The sequence below is a fragment of the Methanobrevibacter millerae genome, assembly GCF_900103415.1.
In the GTDB taxonomy this organism is placed as follows: domain Archaea; phylum Methanobacteriota; class Methanobacteria; order Methanobacteriales; family Methanobacteriaceae; genus Methanocatella; species Methanocatella millerae.
Genome location: NZ_FMXB01000003.1, coordinates 164451 through 185115, shown reverse-complemented (window position 1 = coordinate 185115; position 20665 = coordinate 164451). Strand labels below are relative to the sequence as shown.

The window sequence follows — 20665 nt, the reverse complement described above, 5'->3', positions numbered from 1 at the left end:
CTTCAAATTATGCTTTGTCTCCTAAAACTAATTTAGGGAAGATACATAAGCTCTTAAGTTCGTCTAACAATAATTTAAATGCGTATGATATTTCGACAGGATAGGTTTCAACGTCTCCGCAGATAGGACAGTATTTCTTGTTCCTGTTCTTGTCTTCGACGGCCAGCATACCACAGTTTTCACAGACAATAGCTTCGTATTTGTCTGATTCGTCTAAAAGTCTTTCCTTTAAGGTTAATGCTGCACCGTGTGCAATGAGACAGTCTCTTTCCATTTCTCCAAACCTTAAACCACCTTCACGTGCCCTACCTTCAGTAGGCTGACGTGTAAGCACTTGCACAGGACCTCTGGAACGTGCGTAAACCTTATCTGTCGTCATGTGATGAAGTTTCTGATAATAGGCAACTCCAACGAAAATTTCGGCCTCGATTCTTTCACCGGTTACGCCGTTGTATAATGATTCACATCCTGCTGATTCGAATCCGTGGTTCAGCAAGTGCTGCTTGATGGTCTTTTCAAGTTCCTTGTTGAACGGAGTACCGTCGATACGTTCACCTTCAAGACATCCTGCCTTACCGGCAACCATTTCAAGCACCTGACCGACGGACATCCTTGAAGGAATAGCGTGCGGATTAACAATTAAATCAGGAACGACACCGAATTCAGTGAAAGGAACGTCTTCAGGAGATAAAATCAAACCGATAACACCTTTCTGACCGTGCCTTGATGCAAATTTGTCCCCGAATTCAGGCTGTCTTGTATCCCTTACCCTGATTTTGGCAAGTCTTGAGCCTTCAACGGTTTCGGTTAAAAGAACAGCATCAACAATACCTTTTTCACCGTGACGTACGGTAACTGAGGTTTCTCTTCTTTTTTCAGCTGCACTTGCAAGCTCATCGAACTCACCCAAGAATCTTGGAGGTGAGGTCTTACCGATTAGAACGTCACCGGATTCGACGTATGATTCAGGGTTGACAACACCGAATTCATCAAGGTGTCTGTAAGCCTCTTCGGAACGGTATCCCTTGATGTTTTTGTCAGGAACTTCGAAATTATCCACCTGACCACCAGGGTATCTCTTTTCTGAAGTGTCGTATGATCTGAAGAATGATGACCTTCCCAATCCCCTTTCAAGAGAACCCTTGTTGATAACCATTGCGTCTTCCATGTTATATCCTTCATAACTCATCAATGCGACAACAAAGTTCTGGCCGGACGGCCTTAAGTCATAGTTAGTTGAGTCAATGATACGTGTTTTAACGATAGGGGTTTGAGGATGGTGCAGTAAGTGTGCCCTCGTATCGGTACGGAAGGTGTAATTGGATACGTATAATCCTAAAGCCTGCTTTGTCATACCTGCTTCCATGGTATTCCTTGGAGAGGAATTGTGGTCTGAAAACGGAATGATTCCTGCACAGATACCGAGCATTGTTGCAGGGTCGATTTCCAAATGAGTGTGATCCATGTTCAGGTCGTTCAATCTCATTGCAATGTATGAGTTTTCCTCCTCTTCGGCATCGAGGTATTCAATGAGACCCTTTTCGATTAAATCATCCCATCTGAGCTTGCCGTTTGCCACCTTGTTGATGTGGTCTTCGGTCAAGAGAGGCTGGCCTTCCTTAACGATAATGAGTGGCCTTCTTGCCCTTCCAGGGTCGTTGAATATGTAAATCTCATTGTTGTCTTCATAATAAGTAATGTTCATTTCATGGGAAACCTGTCCCTTTCTTCTTTTCTCCCTCATTTCCTGAGTGAATTCTGCAGGATTGTCACAGGTTCCGAAAAGTTCACCGTTAATGTAGATTTTTGTTTTGAGGCGTGGTTCTTCCACTTCTACAACAGGTTCTTCCTCAATAATGTCTTCTTCAATGATATCCTCTTCAATGATGTTGTCTTCAAATTCATTGCCGGTTGAAATTTCAATGTCCTCTTCAATGATATCTCCGGCATCCTCTTCAACTTTTGCTGCTTCATCATTTAAATCTTCAAAGTATTCGTCGAAAGCCAAATTGAGTCTCGTATTTCTTTTCATTTTTGGATGGTGCTTGAAGAACTTGTCTATGACTGTCTTGTGCAGATTGATTTCAGCCATTTTCTCTTCATCGCCGCCATTGTCCGGGTGATGCTTTTCTGCAAGTTTTGCATGAATATCCCTGACTTTCTTAGGGGTTACGATTGAATCAAATCCAAAATACTTGTATGCTTTCACTACATCTTCATTAGTATAATCCTTAGTCAACTTTTCACCTCCTTAAATCAATTCCACATCCATGGTTTCAATAACGTCCTTTATTTCCTGTTCGTCTGAACCTTCTGAAATGTTACACATAAGCGCAAGGTTCTTAACCAGACCACAATTCGGTCCTTCCGGGGTCTCGTTAGGACAGATCTTACCGAACTGGGTTGGGTGCAAATCTCTTGCTTCAAAGTGAGGCTGGCTTCTTGTCAATGGGGATACAACACGTCTCAGGTGAGAAAGGGTACCCATATAACTGGTTCTGTCCAGAAGCTGACTTACACCAGCTCTTCCGCCTACCCAATTACCGGTAGCGATTGCATGCTTGATGTTTTCGGTTAAGACATCACTACGAACTGCCTGCTTGATGGAAAGTTCTTTTCCACGGGAAATACTTCTTTCAAGTTGATAACTCATGTCTCTGGTTAAGCTGGTAAATGCAACTCTGAAAAGGTCTTCCATTAAATCGCCAGAAACTCTGAGTCTTTTATTAGTGTAATGGTCCTTATCGTGAGGTTCCCTTTGTTCGTGAATAACTTCAAGCAGCATTTCAGTCATTTCAGCTAAATAAGTAGCCTTGTCGGCACGTTTCTCTTCGCTGTCACCTAAATGAGGTAACAAGTAACGGTCGATGACCTCTTCAGCACGCTGCTTACGGTAATCCTCGGACATCTTGAACGCAACACGGTTTCCAATGTATTTGATGGCTGCGGTAGTTAAGTATTCATTTTTCTCTTCAATGGTCAAATCAGCCATTTCCGCAGGATCGAGTTTTAAAGCTTCATTGGAAACTTGAATATCGTCTGCAATAATCATCTGGAAATTATTATCCGTTTCTGAGATTTTTGTAATAATTTGTTCATCTGTGGACAGACCTAAAGCTCTCAATAGGATAACGAGTGGGATTTCACCAGGAACGTATGGGAATGAAACTCTCAGGAAAGCCTTGTTTTTACGTGGCTTTTTGTATTCCAAGGTAATTCTTGCTCTGAAACCGCTTCTGATTGATGTTACGACGGCTTTTGCGTGCCTGTCTTCAACATCCTTTACACGTTCAAGAATGACCTTGTTAGGTGCAATCTCTTCCATAGTAACGACAGCCCTTTCGGAACCGTTAACAATGAAGTATCCGCCCAGGTCCTGTGGGTCTTCCTTATGCTCCAATAGCTCTTCAGCGGAAAGGCCGTTAAGGTAACAGTAATCGGATTTAAGCATGACCGGCAATTCACCGATATATACTTCTTCCAATTGATTTTCCTCATCGTCCTTGTTCAATGCCATTTCAAGATACATGTGAGCTGAATAGTTCAGGTTTCTTAATCTGGCATCGGTAGGATAGATGTCACTGTTGGAACCGTCCGCTTCACGAGTGAATGGTTTTGCAATCCTAACATTTCCAGTTTTAACTGTGTATTTAACTTTTTTGATTTCACCAGTTTCTTCATCAGCCTCATCGTTTTCAATAACGATTGGGTCACTGATATCAATGATTTTTTGAATTCTGTTGTTCACGAAATCATTGTATGACTTGATATGGTGATCCACCAAATCATATTTGTCAAAAAATGCATCAACTAACTTCCAGTTATTATCTGTCATTGACTTCCTCCAGCATTAAATAAACATAAAATAAATTAAATAACAAAAAATAAACTTAAATAAAATTAATTTAATTTATCTATCGTTTTTAATCATTATTTTCTTAATTTACTCCCAACTATCTTTGCAAGATAATTTTTCTCAAACTAATTTATAATGAATTTCTAAAAAAACAAAAAATACAGAAATAAACAATATAAACTTACTCTAATTCTAACCTTCTATAACGATTCTATATGAAACAAATTCGCCAGCAGTTTTACTGTTACGTGTAATTCTCAAAACATCGCCTGCAGAAATTTCGGAACCATTAGATATTAGTTCTTTTACTACAGGATCAGTAATCTTAATTTTCGGCAGGTTATTGACATCAAAATCGGAATTCTGCTGCAATAACTTCTTTTCGGATTCTGAAATAACTTCATGCTTTGGTACTAAATCATGTTGTTGAATATCTACTTTCAAATTTTTTCCTCCAGCTAGAAAAGTTAAATATAAAATTAGAACGGGCCCGACGGGAATTGAACCCGCGGCCGCTTGGTTAAAAGCCAAGCGCTCTGCCAGACTGAGCTACGGGCCCCTGCAAACAAATAAATTTAAGCGCCCTGGCCGGGATTTGAACCCGAGTCGCGGGCTCGACAGGCCCGCATGATAGCCCCTACACCACCAGGGCAAAACACTTAAATGCAGAATATGGCTTAACCATACACTATTAATAAATTATTGATAGTCATCATATATAAATATATCGGAAAAATACAGATATTTCTAAAAAAACATACGATGAATCTAAATAAGTAAGTTAAATCCCGCCTGCCGGACTTGAACCAGCAACATTTGGATCTACAGTCCAACGCTCTGCCAAATTGAGCTAAGGCGGGACTAGATGGGTCCGCCCGGATTTGAACCGGAGTCTCAGGCTCCCAAAGCCCAAAGGATCGACCAAGCTACCCTACGGACCCCCATCAATGTACAACATATTATAGTTTACTTTTCTTAATATATAAATTTATCTAAAGATAAGCCCCGGGCGGGAATTGAACCCGCGACCACCAGATTACAAGTCTGGCGCTCTACCAGGCTGAGCCACCGAGGCATAGATAAACTTATTAATATAACATTTTATTATTTATTAAATGTTATTTAAATACTTTTCGTAAATACCGAAAAATCAGACAAAATTTATAAATAAAATAAAATTATAATTAATAATCATGATAAATAAAGAGACTCTATTGGACAATATTGAAAAAAACCTTAATGATATTAGAGATAAGAATGCCCTAACACACTGCATTACCAATTCAGTGACAATCAACGACTGCGCAAATGCAGTTCTTGCAATCGGAGGCTCACCGTTTATGGCCGAAGACGCAGAAGAGCTTGAAGAGGTCGTCACAATCGCTGATGTAGTGGTAATAAATATCGGTAAATTAAGCAAAAGCCAAATAGAATCAATGAAAATAAGCGCCAAAAAGGCAAATGAAACTTCAACACCAATCGTTCTGGATCCTGTAGGTGTGGGAGTAACAAACTTAAGAAACAGAACAACAATGGATCTGATTGAAAACTATGACATTGCTGCAATAAGAGGTAACATCACAGAAATCAAAGCCATTGCAAAGCTTTCAGGAGTGCTTGATGAAAGCAACACCGCAAAAGGCGTTGACGTTAATGCTGATGATATCATTACCGAAGAAAACTTAAAAGACAATGCCTATTTAATTAAGGAACTCGCTTCCAGACTGAATACGACAATACTTGCAAGCGGACCGATTGACATCCTCACAGACGGTGAAACGGTGATATCGATTGATAACGGCGATGACATGATGCCGTTGATTACCGGAAGCGGATGCATGCTATCATCAATTGTGGGAAGCTGCATTGCAGGCTCAAATCCTTTAGAAGGAAGCCTTATTGCGATTCTTGCAATGAATCTTGCAGGCGAAAAGGCAAGGGCTAAAGTGGATGAAAGAGATGAAGGAACAGGATCATTTAGAGCATACCTGATTGATTACCTTTACAGAACTGAAGCGGAAAGATTAGTAAACGAATCAAATATTGAGATACTATGAATAAAGTAGACTTATCCCTATATCTGGTCACCGACAACAGTGACAATGAGGAAAAATTTTTAAAAACCATTGAAGATGCCATTTTAGGCGGAGTCAGCGTAGTCCAAATAAGAGAAAAGACTGCAGATACGCTTGACTTTTATAATTTGGCTTTAAAAGTTAAAAAAATAACTGGTAAATACAATGTACCTTTGATAATCAATGACCGAGTGGATATAGCTTTAGCTATTGACGCTGACGGCGTTCACGTCGGCCAAAGCGACATGCCATGTGACGTTACAAGAAAGCTGATTGGAAAAGACAAAATACTGGGCGTTTCAGCAGCTACTGTCGAAGAAGCCCAAAAGGCTGAAAAGGACGGCGCAGATTATATAGGTACCGGTGCAATATTTCCAACTGCAACAAAGGATGATGCAGAGTCAGTTACAATAAATGAATTAAAAGAAATAGTTGAATCAATAAACATTCCTGTCGTTGCAATCGGAGGAATAACGTTAAAAAATGCAAGTGAATTAGTTGACACCGGAATAGCAGGACTTTCTGTCGTCAGTGCCATCATGAGTGCAGATAATCCTAAAAAAGCATCAGAAGAGCTATTAAATATTTTTAATAGCTAATCTTTACTATTTTTTAAAGCTTCTACAGCAGCAAGCTTTTTGCCTGCGAGCATACTGATACAGGCTCCACCACCACTGCTTACGTGACTCATCTGATCTTCACAGCCTAATCCTGCAGTAGCGGCCGCAATATGACCACCGCCAATTAATGAGAATCCGTCAGATGAAGCTATGGCATTAACCAAGTCTTCAGTTCCCATTGCAAATTTAGGGTCTTCAAATACGCCGGCAGGACCGTTTGCAAAGATGGTTTTGGCGTTTCTTATTTCTGTTGCGTAGGCATCGATTGTCTTTACGCCAATGTCGAAAATGGATTCATTAGGGATTTCTCCGCAATCGATATCAACCCTCTGGCCATCCCTATCAATAGCAATGTCCAAAGGATACTTGACCTTATCGCCAAACCTTTCAATGAGTTCCTTTGATTTTTCAACCATGTCCGCATATCCACGGCTTGCAATGAAATCACGGTTAACTTCGCCTATGTCAACACCTGCAGCCCACAGTACGATATTTGCCACAATACCCGTTGTCAATATTGAATCTGCAGTACCGTTGCTCAATACGTTTTCCATAACGTCAATGGAATCGTCAGGTTTCATTCCACCAAGAAGGAATACGCAAGGATGCTGGACGTTATCCAGAGCGTCCTGAATGACTGTCAGTTCCTTTTCCATTACACGACCGGCCGCTGATGGGGTATTGACAGTAAAGCCAACAAGTGATGCCTGTGAACGGTGAGCGGCTGCGAACGCATCATTAATGAAAATATCAATTAATGGAGTGAGTTCCTGTACCAAAATGGTTTTTGACTGCTCTAAAGGAGACCTTGAAAGGGTTTCCTCTGAAAAGAACCTTACGTTTTCAAGAAGAAGGATTTCATGAGCCTTCAAATCGCGAATGGCTGCCTTTGCGGATGATGAAAAAATAGAATCGACATACTTTACCCTTAAGTTAAGGATGTCTGATAGGGCATCCGCATGCTGGGCCAATGTAGTGAAGTCCTTTTTGCCCGGACGGCTTTGGTGAGCGAGAAGAACAACTTTAGCTCCTTTTTTGGCCAATTCCTTTATGGTTTGGGCATGGAGTTTTAATCTTGTATCATCCAAAATGATTCCAGAACCAGGATCTACCGGAGAATTAACGTCAATACGAACAAGTACGGTTTTATCTTCAATATCAAAATCATCTATTGTATTAAAATTCCCAGACATACTCTCACACTTTATAATTTACTTACAAGGTCAAGCAAAGCGTCTTTTGGACTTTCGGCTTTAATGATTCCTGATGCAAGCAATACACCGTCAGCACCCAAATCGATGGCTGCCTTCATATCATCACCGTTGGTGATTCCTGCACCACACAAGACCTTAACGTCCTTATTGATTGCTTTTACGCCTTTAACACTGTCTTCAACAACTTCAGGCTGGGCTTGAGAAACAGGTATGCCCGTTCCGATAAGTTCAGGAGGCTCAACTGCAACAGCATCAGGATTAAGGCTTGCAACGGCCATGCTGGTTGCGATGTTGTTTGTGCAGACACAGGATTCGATTTCATGTTGTTTGCATTGCTGGATTATCTCATCTATATCTGCAAGCTGCATCCTCTTTTCGGAGTGATTGATTAGGGAACCTGAGATTCCGGCTTCAACTAAAGTATCAATTAGATTTCCGCCCGTGTGGCCACCTGGAGAGATAGGATCAATGTGCTGGGCATAGATAGGAAGTGAAGTGTCATCATAAATCCTGTGAATATCTGCAGCCTGCGGAACGGCCACCATTGTAATGCCAGACTCCGCTGCAGCACTCTCCAAATCATATGCGAGATTTAATGCATTTAAACCACTTGATTCCAAATAAGTTTTATAATTCAATATCACAATTGGCGTATTCATAATATCCCCATTATCGATTTATTATATTATATATTTGATTGACATTATTAAAAAGACTTATGATTAGAAATCCGCTTTTCAGACAAGTCGATATAATCCCCATTAATGTCATAGCCGATATAGTGCCTGTTGTTTTGAAGTGCTGCAAGGCATGTGGTTCCGCTTCCGCAGAACGGGTCTAAAACAATATCCCCCTCATAGCTATAGAGATTGATTAATCTGTGAGGCAGTTCGACCGGAAATGGTGCCGGATGGCCGATTCGCTTTGCATTAACGGCGGGAAATGTCCATACGCTTTTGGTCCATTCAATGAAATCCTCCTTTGAGATAGTGTCAATCTTTTCCTGTGACGGGTTTTTGGAATAGGATTCCTTTGAAAAAACAAGAATATACTCATGATAGTCCCTTAAAACCGGGTTTGAGGCTGACATCCAGCTTCCCCATGCACAGGAGCCTCCGGCACTTGCAGACTTGTCCCAGATTATCTCACCGCGCATCAAAAAGTTTAAATCAAGCATGATATTGATTACCAATGAATGGAGGGGAATATAGGGCTTTCTTCCAATATTGGCGATGTTAATGCATGCACGCCCTCCCGTGACCAATTTTTTATATGTTTCCCTAAAAACCGAAGTTAATAATTCCTCGTATTCTTCCAGAGTCAGGTCGTTGTCATATTCCTTTCCCACATTGTACGGAGGCGAAGTAATCATCAGGTGCACGGAATTGTTGGGAATCTCATCCATGGATTCGCTTGATTTGGCGTATAATTTGTCCAAATTATTATCTGGAATTTTCGTTTCATTATATTCAACATTTTTTGGAATATCGAAATCACTGAAGAGTTTTGATGAATAGAATTGTCTGGAGTCATGGCTTTCCCTTACAAGAGATCCAAATGAAGTGGTTTTTGTTTTTCTGTACATTTTAAGACCTGTTAATTAAATTTAAAAATTTCAAACCCTTGTCTTGATAAGTATTTTCTTTATTGGCCGTTTCAATTAACTTACCCAATTGAGCCGGGTTTTCCATACCTGAAAAGAAATTAAGATTTTCTTCAAAGATATTGTCTAAATTTGATTTTAGCTCATTAACGCTATCAAAACGTATGAAACCACATTTAGGAGTAATTTTACGAGTATTTCCATGATTTAACGGAAAAGGATTTAATGACCAGAACCCCTGTATAATGCCTGCACTTTTCAAATGGTCTGCCTTTTTGCAGAATCCGTTTGACATTGGAGCATTTCCCAGAACAATCAATGGAATTTTAGATGCACTTAGATTTGATACTCTAATGTCAATGCATTTACCAATCGCCTTTAAAATTGAATCAGAACGTGTGAAACTCGGTTTTCCCTTATGTGAACGGTAATCGCCGATTTCCGTTAAAGATCTCGTAGCGATATTGTACTCCCAATTCCATACGATAGACATTTTGACTTCAAATATAATTTTTACATCTTCAGGTCTTAATACTTTCTTATTTCTACTGGCAATGACTACGTCAGCCGGTGAATTAGAGGAAATTCCAATGGCGGGAATTTGTGCCTGCTGCACTACGTGCAAATCCTTTTCATTAATTAATTCTTTAAATAAATCCGCAACCCATTTTTCCGTATAATTTCCTATTAACGTATTGCGAGACTGCAATGTTGTTTTTTTGCCATTATAATTTTTCGGCCAATAAGCAAGATAACGATTGTCCCCAGTTTCATTAAACAACTGCTCCGGCGATGCGAAATTCCGGCAATTTTTAAAGAATGAAATTTCTTGACTTTTATTCCACAAATTCATAGATTATTATTAATTAATTAAACATTTAAATAATTTACTTACGAGTCATTAAATAAATTTCAACATAAGGTAATATTGATATCACATTGGAAAAATCACACAAGTTCATAAAATACTAATACTAACAAAACTAAAAATAGAAGTGATTTTATGTCATTCAATAAAAGCCAACTGGAACAACTGGAAAAAAGTGGATATAGATTTGTAGGCAAGCATGGTCATGCGGCAGTCAAAACATGCCACTGGACCCGCCAAAGTATTGTAGATAAGGGGGTGTGCTATAAGGAGAAATTCTACGGAATTGAATCCCACAGATGCCTGCAAATGTCTCCTGCAGTTCCCAACTGTCAGCAGGAGTGCGAATTCTGTTGGAGGGATTTGACCTATACACAGACCGAATGGGAAGATGAGGAGTATGATGACCCTAAAACCATAGTTGACGGAGCCATTGAAGCTCAAAACAATCTTTTATGTGGCTATTATGGAAATGACAAGGCAAATCCAAAAAAGCTGGAAGAACTTAAAAGCCCTACAAACGCAGCAATTTCACTTGCCGGCGAGCCTACATTATACCCTAAAATCGATGAACTGATTGGAGAGTTCAACAGAAGGGATTTCACAACATTTGTAGTGAGCAACGGCCAGTGCGTTGACAGGCTGAGGAATCTCGAAAACGACCCTTACCAGCTGTACCTTTCCTTGGATGCACCTTCAAGTAAAATTTATGAAGAGCTATGCCGACCAAGAATAAGCGATGCATGGAATAATTTAAATGAATCACTTGAAACAATGGCCAGTTTTAACTCACGTACATGCATACGAAACACCTGCGTTAAGGGAAGAAACATGATTTATCCCGAAAAGTATGCAGAGCTTATCGAAAAGGCCGATCCGAATTATGTTGAAGTGAAGGCATACATGTTTGTTGGATCATCACGTGAAAGATTAACTATGGCAAACATGCCTGAATTTCATGAAGTTAAGGAATTTGCAAAGGCCATTGGCGATGAATGCGGCAGAGAAATAGTCAATGAGTCCGAAATCAGCCGTGTGGTTCTTCTTGAATGAAAATTCTTTTACTGGAAATTTCTAGTAAATTAAAAAAATAAGATTTAAGGATTAACTGCCTCATCAGCAGAACCCATTGTCATTTTAACATTGTCTGAGAAGTTTATTTCTGAAATTCTCTTATCCGAATCAAGTTTTGCAGTATAATATGCCTGGGCAAAATTCATGGTAATGAATACGACATCCTTGAAATCCAGAATGAATTCCTTTTCGGGAATCTTGTTTAATATATCTATTAATTCGATAGCAATTTCACTAGTTTCCAAATGTGTTCCGAACTCGGCACCAATATTAATAAGCATTGTTTACACCTGATTTAATATATTAAACTCATCATTAATAACTTTTTTAGTTGAATATGCAATTTTAAGGAATAATTAAAACTGTTCAAAAATCTTTAAATAATTAGAATTTCATATATAATAATGTATAATATTTAACTTTATACTTCAATATAATTTCAATTTAGGGGAATGTGGATAATAATGAAAAGAACAAAGAAACTGATTATAGCTATTCTTCTCGTAATTCTTATTGGATTATTAACCATTATAGCAGGTGCCCTATTCTTAGGTCCTGATTTAACCTATGAAGATAAAAATATCCTTGTTCTGGCAAGTGATAAGGGCGAACAGCCTAACGGTGCTGTAGATATGGCATTTATGGTTGAATTGAAAGACGGACAGGTGAAAAATTACACTCCGGTTTATCCTGGAGGAAAAGCTCACCCTACGCAGCCGGCGCCTGGCGGCCTTAGCGGAAACATGCTTCTTCACGACTGTCTTTGGGACGGTACCAAGGACGGTATGCGGTATGCAAGTGAGATTGTTGAGGCCAATACAGGAATGAAGTCAGATGCTGTCGTTCTCGTATATACTGACGGAATAGATGCAGTTATCGATTCAGTCAAGCCGCTGGTAGTGGACGGTGAGGAAACCAACCTGAGTGCAGAAGACATTATCCGTGAAAACGATGCATATAACGGATATCCTGGCAGTGAAAACGTTCAGGGAACAATGTCACGTGGAGATGCCGTAATGGTACTGGTCAAGGCATTGGCACAGGCTGCACAAGATCCTAACAAGAAAACAACAATGATTCAAACAGCTTTAGATCAATACTCCAAAGGAAACATTATAATGACTCCTGAAGGAGCGTTCACAAGGCTGTTGGCTACAAAAGGATTTGAAAGTTTACTCTAATCTTTAAAGGGATTAATTTCCTTTAAAGAACTTTTTTTATTTATTTTTGAGATTTTAAGGCGATGTTTTTACCGATTTCAAAAGCTGATTTTAAATCTTTCGGAAAGCGGGTTTTAAGGATATGTTTTCTCTCTTTTTCATCGAAAATGTCTGAAACGTATCTGGAATAGTCCTTGAACTGGTAGGTTTCATGGACGTAGAGGTGTTCGGGTTTGGTGAAGATTCCCTCCAGAATAGATTCGTACTTGTCAAAAAGGTCATTATACCCCATTTCGATTGAAGCTTCTCTGGAAACGTTCATGGTGTAGATACATGCCAACGGCATTCTTTTGTGCTCCACAGTCTCGTGAGAGCTGTAGGCAAGAAACGGAAACATGAAACGTTCCAAAAAGCATCTCATGTTGCCGGTGAGATCTCCGAAATAAACCGGAGAACCCAATATTACGCCATCAGCTTGAGTTATTTCATTTAAAATAGGCTTAAAGTCATCTTTATAGACACATCGCCCATAATGACGACCGTTGATTCTTTTGCACGCAAAGCAGCTCTTGCATCCATTAAAAGGAATATCATACAAGTCTATTCTTTCAACTTCGGCCTCGGGAAGAACAGACTGTATTCCTTCCAATGATTTATCCAACAGCTTTGCGGTGCTGCAAGTTTTTCTCGGACTTCCGTTAATAGCAAAAAATTTCATTCTTCTGCCTTTAATTCATTGCATAAGTCAACTGCCTTTTTGGCTGCGGCTTCCATTGATATTTCGTATGGAATGCCTGCCTCTTCAAGGAGCTTTTGACCTTCTTCCTCGTTAGTTCCGGTAAGTCTGATTACAATGTGTATTTCCCTGTCTGACTGTTCAAGAGCCTTGATTACGCCCCTTGCAACATCATCTGCCTTGGTGATACCACCTAAAACGTTTAAAAAAACGACTTTAACCGGGTCGTAGTTTAAAACAATGCTCAATGCCTGATTGATAATCTGTTCGGATGCTCCTCCTCCGATATCGAGAAATGTTGCAGGCTCTCCGCCGTGAAGCTTGATCATATCCATAGCGGTAAGTGTTAATCCTGCTCCGTTACCGATTACGGCAATGTCACCGTCAAGTTTAACGAAATCAACGGCTTTTTTCTTGTAGTGAAGCATGTTGACAAGGTCCTGATGCCTGTATAGAGAATCGTTTTCAACTTCCATTTTAGCGTCAGCTGCGATAAGACCGTCTGGAGTCAATACCAGAGGGTTGATTTCAGCGATTTCACAGTCGTATTTGTCAAAGACGTTGTATAATTTCCAGATAACGTCACCCATAGCACCTATAAGTTCTGAAGGCACATCCATTTTGCGTGCTATTTCACGGGCTTCATACGGCAGAAATTCGATAAGAGGCTGCGGATAATACTTGATGATTTTTTCAGGATTTGTCTTTGCGAGATTTTCGATTTCAACACCACCCTCTTTACTTGCCATAATCAATGGCCTTTTTGCTGCCCTGTCGATGGAAATGCTTAGGAAATATTCGTTTTGGATATCTGCCTTTTCTTCAATAAGCAAATGCCTTACCTTTTCTCCCTTGATTTCCATTCCCAATATTTCATCTGCGACCTTTAAGGCTTCACCAGGGTTGTCTGCGAATTTTACACCGCCGGCTTTGCCTCTTCCACCGGTCAATACCTGTGCCTTGACGACAACAGGCACGTTCATTTCGGAACAGACCGCTACAGCCTCTTCCGGGGAATATACGACGTGGCCTTCCAAGATTCTAATTCCTTCACTTGCAAAAACTTTTTTTGCTACATTTTCGAAAAACTTCATTTTAACACCTATTTATTAGATTAAATTATATCCTGCCTCGAATGCCTTTATATTCTTTTCTTCGGTTCCTGCCGGAACGCTGTCCTTAATGGCTTCAATAGCTGCATCCTGAGATATAATTCCAGTAATTTTTGTAATGGCTCCTACCATAACGATATTGGCTACGATTTTAAGACCGATTTCATCGTTAGCCGTCTTTGTGGCGGGAGCTTCATAAACCTTAATGTTATGTTCGTCGATGAATTCACGTACGTCCTCAATGTCGGTTGTTCCCGGATCGACGATTAATGTACCCTCATCCTTTAAGTCAACGATATACTTGATTAACGCTTCGTTGGACATTGCAACTAAAATGTCCGGACTCTGAACTTTAGGATATTCGATTTTCGCATCGCTTACGACAACTTCACATTTGGAAGCTCCTCCACGAGCTTCAGGACCGTAGGATTGAGTTTGAACGGCTTCATTCTTATCAAAGATACTTGCGGCCTTACCCAAAATAATTCCTGCAAGGATTACTCCCTGACCTCCGAATCCGCCGATTCTAATTTCGCTTCTCATTATAACTCCTCTTCATATGCTGAATTAATTAAAGTTTTCTTACCGAATTTTTCAATGCTTATTCTTTCAATGTTTTCGGTAAACTCGTCCTTTTGCCTGTTGGCGAATTCTCCAACGACAATCTTTCCTTCCAATTCCTGTGGCCTCATCCTTTCAGCGGCTGATTTGAATACAGTATTCATCTTTAACGTTACAGCCATTGCTGTTGGAGTTCTGAGCTTGTTTTTACGGCCGTAATAGGTCGGACATTGGGTTGCAACCTCAATGAATGAGAAACCAGGATTTTTAAGACCGTCTTTGATTGCGGTTACCAGGCTTTCGATTTGGATTGTCGTCCATCTTGCGGAATAGCTTGCTCCGGCTGCCGCAACAAGTTCGGCTAAATTGAACGGAGCGTCCATGTTTCCGTATGGAGCGGTAGTTCCAAAACTGCCTTTAGGTGAAGTAGGACTGATTTGACCACCAGTCATACCATAAATGTTATTGTTGATACAGATAACGGTCAGATTGATGTTTCTTCTGGCCGCATGAATCAGGTGGTTACCTCCGATTGATGCGCAGTCACCGTCACCGGTGAAAACCACTACATCCAAATTCTTGTTTGCAGTTTTCAAACCTGTAGCGAAGCTCAGCGCTCTTCCGTGAGTTGTGTGAAGGGAATCACAGTTCATATATCCCGGAATCCTTGATGAACATCCGATACCAGAAACCATTGCGATATTGTCGAAGTCCATTTCAGCCTTTTCCATTGCCCTTAGAAAAGCGTTCATGATAGCTCCGTTTCCACATCCAGGACAGAATATATGAGGCAATCTGTCTTTTCTCATGTATGGAGTGAATTTATTTTCAGCTGACATTTAATTTCCTCCCATTTCGTCGATTCTTGATAATATTTCATCAGGAGTAGGCATCGGGCCACCTATTTTTCCTATCAGGTGAACGTTAACGTTAGAGTCAAGTACACGCTCGACTTCATAATACATCTGGCCCAGGTTCAATTCAACGACATAAACGTCGGATGCGTTTGATGCCAGTTCTCTTACCTGCTCTTCAGGGAAAGGCCATGGAGTGTCAAGCTTGATGTATCCGAGCTTTTTGCCTTCTGCTCTTGCCTTTTGAACGGCTTCAACAGCTGACCTTACAGGAGCTCCATATGATAAGATAATGACGTCTGCATCCTCACAGCTTTCGGACTGAACGGAGCAGATCTTGTCCCTGTTGTTTAAAATCTTATCACATAGCCTTTGAACTAAGTTATGATGAGTTTCAGGGTCGTTTGTATCAGGATAACCTCTTTCATCGTGAGTCAAACCGGTAACGTGAATATTGAATCCCTGACCGAATGCCGGCATCGGATTTGTGCCGTTTTCAACGTTTTTAAACGGCAAATAATTATCCTTGTCTTCAGGCATTTTCCTTGCGACAATTTCAATTTCGTCTTCAACCGTAATCTTTTCCCTCATGTGTCCGATGATTTCATCGGCCATTACGAATACTGGTGTCCTGTACTCTTCAGCCAGGTTGAATGCCTTTATTGTGAAATCAAAGAATTCCTGAACGCTTGACGGAGATAATGCTATAGGTTCGTAATCTCCATGGGACCCCCAGCGTGCCTGCATCATGTCTCCCTGGGCGGCCATTGTAGGCTGTCCTGTTGAAGGTGAACCCCTCTGAACGTCAACTACGACAATCGGGGTTTCGGTAATGAATGCATAACCGATATTTTCCTGCATTAATGATATGCCTGGACCTGAGGTTGCGGTCATTGATTTGGCTCCCCCCCAGGAACCTCCGATAATTGCTCCAGCAGATGCTATTTCATCTTCCATCTGAACAAATGATCCTCCCACTTTCGGAAGTTCACGAGCCAGCGTTTCAGCCACTTCAGTGGATGGAGTAATAGGATAACCCGCAAAAAATCTACAGCCGGCCTTGATTGCGCCTTTTGCACATGCTTCGTTTCCTTGAATAAAAAATTCCTCTGACATTTTAACACCTATTTCTTCCCATTCGTAAATTTAGGATTGAAAGAATTATCCTCCTTGCCAACCCACCAATTCGTATTAACATCTACCGTAATGGCCTGGTCCGGACAAATAAGTTCACAAACACCACAGCCAGTGCATCTATCTTCAAAATTAGTATAAGGAAGCTGCACTCCTTTTTTGTTAGCTTCAGAAGATATTGCATAGACATTCTTATAACACATAAACAAGCAAAGGTGACATCCCTTGCATAAATCTTCATTAATTATAATCAAGTTTACAATCTCCTAAAAAAATCATTAATATAACATTTATTATATATGTATTCAAACATTTAAATAAGTTATCAAAAAAATGAAATGGCAAGAGTCAATTGCCTTCTTGTGAAATTATTGCTGTAAGACCAATAGCCCGCTTCAAATTTTCATTTAGCTTTTCGCCAAAAACTATTTAATTTCAGCTATGAATTGAGATTTTAGCCCGATATTGTGTTTTAAAACACAGTTAAGCAAACTAAACAATTTCTTCATTAAACTCTTCAACAGTTTCCGGGTCATTATGGTCGATGAAAGGACTTTTTCCAGTATTTATTTCCTTTATCTTTTCAATTTCATCTTTTGTTAGTTCAAAATCAAAGATATCCATGTTATCTTTCATCCGATCCGCATGGGTTGACTTGCATGCGCTTGCAATTCCCCTATCATATAGCCATCTGAGCACTACTTGATGAGTGCTTTTGGAATTTTTATCAGCAATTTCCTTTAAAATAGGATTTTCAAAAAGATCATTGATTCCTTCTGAAAACGGACCCCATGCCTGATGCAAAACATCATATTTTTTCATTATTTCATGAGCACCCCATTGCTGAAAATATGGTGATGTTTCCACCTGGTTTACCTGCGGCACGACATCATTATTCATTATCAAATCGATTAGACGGTCCGGATAAAAGTTAGATAATCCTATTGACAATATTTTTCCTTCTTTTTGCAAGTCATGAAGCGCCCGGTATGATCCATAATAGTCGCCGTAAGGCTGATGAATTAAAAACAAGTCCAGATAATCTGTTTGCAGGTCTTCCAATGTTTTATTAAATCCTTTTATTGTTTTTTCATAACCTGCGTTGCTTACCCAATTTTTACTGGTTAAAAAGAGGTCTTCTCTTGAAACGTCTGATTCTTTAATGGCCTGACCAACTTCCTTTTCATTATAATAAACCTGTGCATTATCAATTGAGCGATAACCCACATTTAATGCCTTTAAAACTATTTCTTTTGTATTTTCCGGTTTTATATCAAAAACACCGAAACTTAAAACAGGCATTTTTTCACCATTGTTTAATTTAAAATATTCCATGTAAATAACTTTAATATTGTCCATTATTTAAGAATTTTGTTTTTAAGCAAAATGTCTGGCAAATCAAATAAGTGAAATGAAGCATTTTAATCATATCTATCAAGCACCAGTAATGTCATATCATCAAACTGTTCGGTTCCTTGCGTAAATTCATCAATGTCTTTGTTTAACATTTCAACTAATAAACTTTCATCATAGATTTTATTCAAAGCATCAATTAAACGTTTTTCGCCATAAAATTCGCCATCAATACTTTTAGCGTCGGTTATTCCGTCAGTATATATGACTATTCTTTTGAAATTTCGAATTTCTTCCTTAACAAATTCAAAGTTTTCCACAATCCCTAAAACAATGCCTTTATTCATCGTTATTTCTTTAAATCCGTTGCCTTCATTAATTAACGGAGAATTATGGCCTGCATTTGAAAATGTTAAAATACCTGTTTTTTTATTATAAATTCCAAGCCATAACGTTATAAACATGCATTCCGCATTATTTTCACACAATCCGTTGTTAAGTAAATTCAATACTTTAGACGGGTCTTTTTCATTTTTATGTATTTGCTTGATGATTGCATGGGCAAGTGTTGAAAGCAATGCTGCAGGGACCCCTTTTCCGGATGCATCACCCACCATAATGGCCAGATTTTCATCATCTATTTCATAATAATCAAAAAAGTCTCCACCCACTTCTTTTGCAGATTTTGAAGTTCCATAAACACCATAATCTTCATTTAAGATACTTTCAGTGGGTAGAATTGACTCCTGAATTCTTTTAGCAATATTAAGTTCAGCTTCAATTCTCTGCTTTTCCCCTTGGATTTCCTCTATGTTTTCAATGTATTCATTGGTATTATTGATTAAGTCGGTGTAACTTCGGGCCAACATCCCGATTTCATTATCCACATCAGTATAGTTGGAATATAATTTAATCAATTCATCCGATTTGATTTTATCTCCTTTTTTAATGAAATGCTCTATTTTTGAAAATGAATATATTGGCTTAATTACTTTCATTTCAATGTATTTTAAAACAAAAATGGAAGGGATAAAGAATATAATAAGAAAGATGTCTGAATTCAACAATATGTAAAGGCCTATATCCTCAACATCTACTTGAAGAATTAAGTCCATGGCGACAATTACCGTATCATTAGTGGCTAATACGGCAGCCAAAATCTGCATAACCAATGTTGTTATAAGAAATATATTCATTATCTCTTCGGGTATTGTAGTATAAGTTTCTTCTTTTATTGGGGATTTTATCGGTTTTGTTATGTATATAAATAATAAAACTGAAATAATAATGGTTTCAACAATCCGATTTAGATAATCTGAACCATTATAATCATCATTAAACAGGACAATTAACACAGATACAAAAATTAATATGCCTATTGCTTTATAAAAGTTCACATGAAGTTTTCTTTTAGATATTTTTGGGATATGGACAAAATCGATTTTTTTGGAAATCCAAATTCCAATAATTCCATATATAAATGCAGAATTAAAAAAATTAACGAAATATCTAACTCCAACATCCAGATTGATAGATCTTGTTTCGGGATACAGTATATAAAATAATTCCTTATTAATTAGCGCATATAAAGTAGCGCATATTATGATTATTCCAAGAAATAAAAGTAAATGTGAGGTATTATTTAATTTGGGCTTAGTAATTGATGGCATTATTCTATAATTTCCATACCATAATTTATAAGCCAAACATGAAATACCGAAACTTGCAATTTCAGCCATAACGGTTAATATAGGATTATAACCTCGAATGAGGTCACATATCCCATTTGCAACAGCAGCCCCTGCAGCACCATAAGGTCCAAAAAGCAGACCGGAAATAAGGTGAAGTCCCACATGCGGTGTGTATCCTTCACCGAAATTGCTGCCAAACATAAAAATATATGATCCCAAATTAAAGATTATCATTAAAATAAAAGGCACCAATATTTTTTTAAAATTCTTATTCATCATACCCCTTTTTAATAATTTTCAAGTGATTTTCTCCATTTTCATAAGCATAAATCAACTCATCAGCATAAGATTTTGCAAGTAAGATACCAACACCTCCGAGTTGTGCCTCTTCAATATCATTAGGCTTTTTAGGAGCTTCTTGTGAAGTGGGATCAAATTTAATCCCGTTGTCAACAAATTCTATAATTAAATCATCATAATACTCAATATTAACAATTATATAGTCAGCATTAGAGTAATTAACAATGTTTACAAAAATTTCCTCAACAACTAAATTCACTAGCATATCTTCTTTGTAATTCTGCTCAACAAAATCCTTTAGAGAGTATAATTCAACTAACTCTACTTTAAGTTTTAATGAATTCATAATATCTTAGTTAATTATAATATTTTCATTTTTATTATATTTATTTAAAACAAAAACAAAACAAGCAATGATAAAACTGATGTATGATTCCATACTTGCTAAAACATG

Annotated in this window: 21 protein-coding genes and 5 tRNA genes; 4 read left to right on the top strand and 22 right to left on the bottom strand. The window is 38.7% G+C overall.

Features of this window, described 5'->3' with window-relative positions; translation table 11 throughout:
- Positions 1–7: 7 nt before the first annotated feature.
- The 8 genes from rpoB to F3G70_RS02825 all read right to left on the bottom strand — a co-directional run bounded on the left by rpoB (position 8) and on the right by F3G70_RS02825 (position 4931).
- Positions 8–2239, bottom strand: coding sequence for a DNA-directed RNA polymerase subunit B (gene rpoB, locus F3G70_RS02860; protein WP_223165988.1), 2232 nt, complete (start codon positions 2237–2239; stop codon positions 8–10).
- 12 nt (positions 2240–2251) lie between these two features.
- Entirely contained in the window at positions 2252–3835 is a 1584-nt protein-coding gene (locus F3G70_RS02855) for a DNA-directed RNA polymerase subunit B'' (RefSeq protein ID WP_149731209.1), read from the bottom strand.
- Between the two features lie 213 nt (positions 3836–4048).
- On the bottom strand, positions 4049–4300 hold the full coding sequence (locus F3G70_RS02850; protein ID WP_149731208.1) for a DNA-directed RNA polymerase subunit H: 252 nt from the start codon (positions 4298–4300) through the stop codon (positions 4049–4051).
- Positions 4301–4341: 41 nt separating this feature from the next.
- A tRNA-Lys gene (locus F3G70_RS02845) sits at positions 4342–4415 on the bottom strand.
- Positions 4416–4436: 21 nt separating this feature from the next.
- Positions 4437–4508 (bottom strand) — tRNA-Asp (locus F3G70_RS02840).
- Between the two features lie 134 nt (positions 4509–4642).
- A tRNA-Tyr gene (locus F3G70_RS02835) sits at positions 4643–4716 on the bottom strand.
- A gap of 6 nt (positions 4717–4722) precedes the next feature.
- Positions 4723–4797 (bottom strand) — tRNA-Pro (locus F3G70_RS02830).
- A gap of 60 nt (positions 4798–4857) precedes the next feature.
- Positions 4858–4931 (bottom strand) — tRNA-Thr (locus tag F3G70_RS02825).
- A gap of 118 nt (positions 4932–5049) precedes the next feature.
- On the opposite strand from F3G70_RS02825, the gene thiM reads away from it, so the two are divergent.
- Positions 5050–5913, top strand: a complete 864-nt coding sequence (thiM, locus tag F3G70_RS02820; protein WP_149731207.1) for a hydroxyethylthiazole kinase — start codon at positions 5050–5052, stop codon at positions 5911–5913.
- Positions 5910–6530: a thiamine phosphate synthase gene (gene thiE, locus F3G70_RS02815; RefSeq protein ID WP_149731206.1), complete on the top strand. Its 621-nt coding sequence runs from the start codon at positions 5910–5912 to the stop codon at positions 6528–6530. Before thiM ends, thiE begins: the two co-directional genes overlap by 4 nt.
- On the opposite strand, the gene F3G70_RS02810 is transcribed toward thiE, so the two are convergent.
- Genes F3G70_RS02810 through F3G70_RS02795 form a run of 4 tightly spaced genes read right to left on the bottom strand, consistent with a single transcriptional unit; the run spans position 6527 to position 10221 of the window.
- On the bottom strand, positions 6527–7744 hold the full coding sequence (locus F3G70_RS02810) for a phosphoglycerate kinase (protein WP_149731205.1): 1218 nt from the start codon (positions 7742–7744) through the stop codon (positions 6527–6529). The genes thiE and F3G70_RS02810 overlap by 4 nt on opposite strands.
- A gap of 11 nt (positions 7745–7755) precedes the next feature.
- On the bottom strand, positions 7756–8424 hold the full coding sequence (tpiA, locus tag F3G70_RS02805; RefSeq protein WP_149731204.1) for a triose-phosphate isomerase: 669 nt from the start codon (positions 8422–8424) through the stop codon (positions 7756–7758).
- Positions 8425–8471: 47 nt separating this feature from the next.
- Positions 8472–9350: a DNA-methyltransferase gene (locus tag F3G70_RS02800; RefSeq protein WP_149731203.1), complete on the bottom strand. Its 879-nt coding sequence runs from the start codon at positions 9348–9350 to the stop codon at positions 8472–8474.
- 1 nt (position 9351) lies between these two features.
- Positions 9352–10221 carry a hypothetical protein gene (locus F3G70_RS02795; protein ID WP_149731202.1) on the bottom strand — a complete coding sequence of 290 codons (870 nt, stop codon included), beginning with the start codon at positions 10219–10221 and terminating at the stop codon, positions 9352–9354.
- A 150-nt stretch (positions 10222–10371) separates the two neighbouring features.
- On the opposite strand from F3G70_RS02795, the gene twy1 reads away from it, so the two are divergent.
- Complete coding sequence (twy1, locus tag F3G70_RS02790) at positions 10372–11289, top strand: 4-demethylwyosine synthase TYW1 (protein WP_149731201.1); 918 nt, start codon at positions 10372–10374, stop codon at positions 11287–11289.
- Positions 11290–11333: 44 nt separating this feature from the next.
- Here the strand turns inward: twy1 and F3G70_RS02785 are convergent, their stop codons facing one another.
- Complete coding sequence (locus tag F3G70_RS02785; protein WP_149731200.1) at positions 11334–11591, bottom strand: hypothetical protein; 258 nt, start codon at positions 11589–11591, stop codon at positions 11334–11336.
- A gap of 183 nt (positions 11592–11774) precedes the next feature.
- Here F3G70_RS02785 and F3G70_RS02780 point away from each other — a divergent pair, with 183 nt between their 5' ends.
- Positions 11775–12491, top strand: coding sequence for a DUF4012 domain-containing protein (locus tag F3G70_RS02780; protein WP_149731199.1), 717 nt, complete (start codon positions 11775–11777; stop codon positions 12489–12491).
- Positions 12492–12531: 40 nt separating this feature from the next.
- Here the strand turns inward: F3G70_RS02780 and F3G70_RS02775 are convergent, their stop codons facing one another.
- The 9 genes from F3G70_RS02775 to F3G70_RS02735 form a co-directional block, all read right to left on the bottom strand.
- Complete coding sequence (locus F3G70_RS02775; RefSeq protein ID WP_149731198.1) at positions 12532–13188, bottom strand: flavodoxin family protein; 657 nt, start codon at positions 13186–13188, stop codon at positions 12532–12534.
- Positions 13185–14300: an ADP-forming succinate--CoA ligase subunit beta gene (gene sucC / locus F3G70_RS02770; RefSeq protein WP_149731197.1), complete on the bottom strand. Its 1116-nt coding sequence runs from the start codon at positions 14298–14300 to the stop codon at positions 13185–13187. Before sucC ends, F3G70_RS02775 begins: the two co-directional genes overlap by 4 nt.
- 15 nt (positions 14301–14315) lie before the next feature.
- Entirely contained in the window at positions 14316–14861 is a 546-nt protein-coding gene (locus F3G70_RS02765) for a 2-oxoacid:ferredoxin oxidoreductase subunit gamma (protein WP_149731196.1), read from the bottom strand.
- A complete protein-coding gene (locus tag F3G70_RS02760; RefSeq protein ID WP_149731195.1) occupies positions 14861–15718 on the bottom strand; it encodes a 2-oxoacid:ferredoxin oxidoreductase subunit beta in 858 nt (285 codons plus the stop codon). The genes F3G70_RS02765 and F3G70_RS02760 overlap by 1 nt, the downstream gene beginning before the upstream one ends.
- The gene (locus tag F3G70_RS02755; protein WP_149731194.1) at positions 15719–16849 is read right to left on the bottom strand and encodes a 2-oxoacid:acceptor oxidoreductase subunit alpha; all 1131 of its coding nucleotides are present in this window, start codon (positions 16847–16849) and stop codon (positions 15719–15721) included.
- An 8-nt stretch (positions 16850–16857) separates the two neighbouring features.
- Complete coding sequence (locus F3G70_RS02750) at positions 16858–17121, bottom strand: 4Fe-4S dicluster domain-containing protein (RefSeq protein WP_149731193.1); 264 nt, start codon at positions 17119–17121, stop codon at positions 16858–16860.
- 238 nt (positions 17122–17359) lie between these two features.
- A complete protein-coding gene (locus tag F3G70_RS02745) occupies positions 17360–18202 on the bottom strand; it encodes an aldo/keto reductase (RefSeq protein WP_149731192.1) in 843 nt (280 codons plus the stop codon).
- An 86-nt stretch (positions 18203–18288) separates the two neighbouring features.
- On the bottom strand, positions 18289–20187 hold the full coding sequence (locus F3G70_RS02740; RefSeq protein WP_188118040.1) for a PP2C family protein-serine/threonine phosphatase: 1899 nt from the start codon (positions 20185–20187) through the stop codon (positions 18289–18291).
- Positions 20180–20557: an ATP-binding protein gene (locus F3G70_RS02735; protein ID WP_149731190.1), complete on the bottom strand. Its 378-nt coding sequence runs from the start codon at positions 20555–20557 to the stop codon at positions 20180–20182. Before F3G70_RS02735 ends, F3G70_RS02740 begins: the two co-directional genes overlap by 8 nt.
- Between the last annotated feature and the right edge of the window lie 108 nt (positions 20558–20665).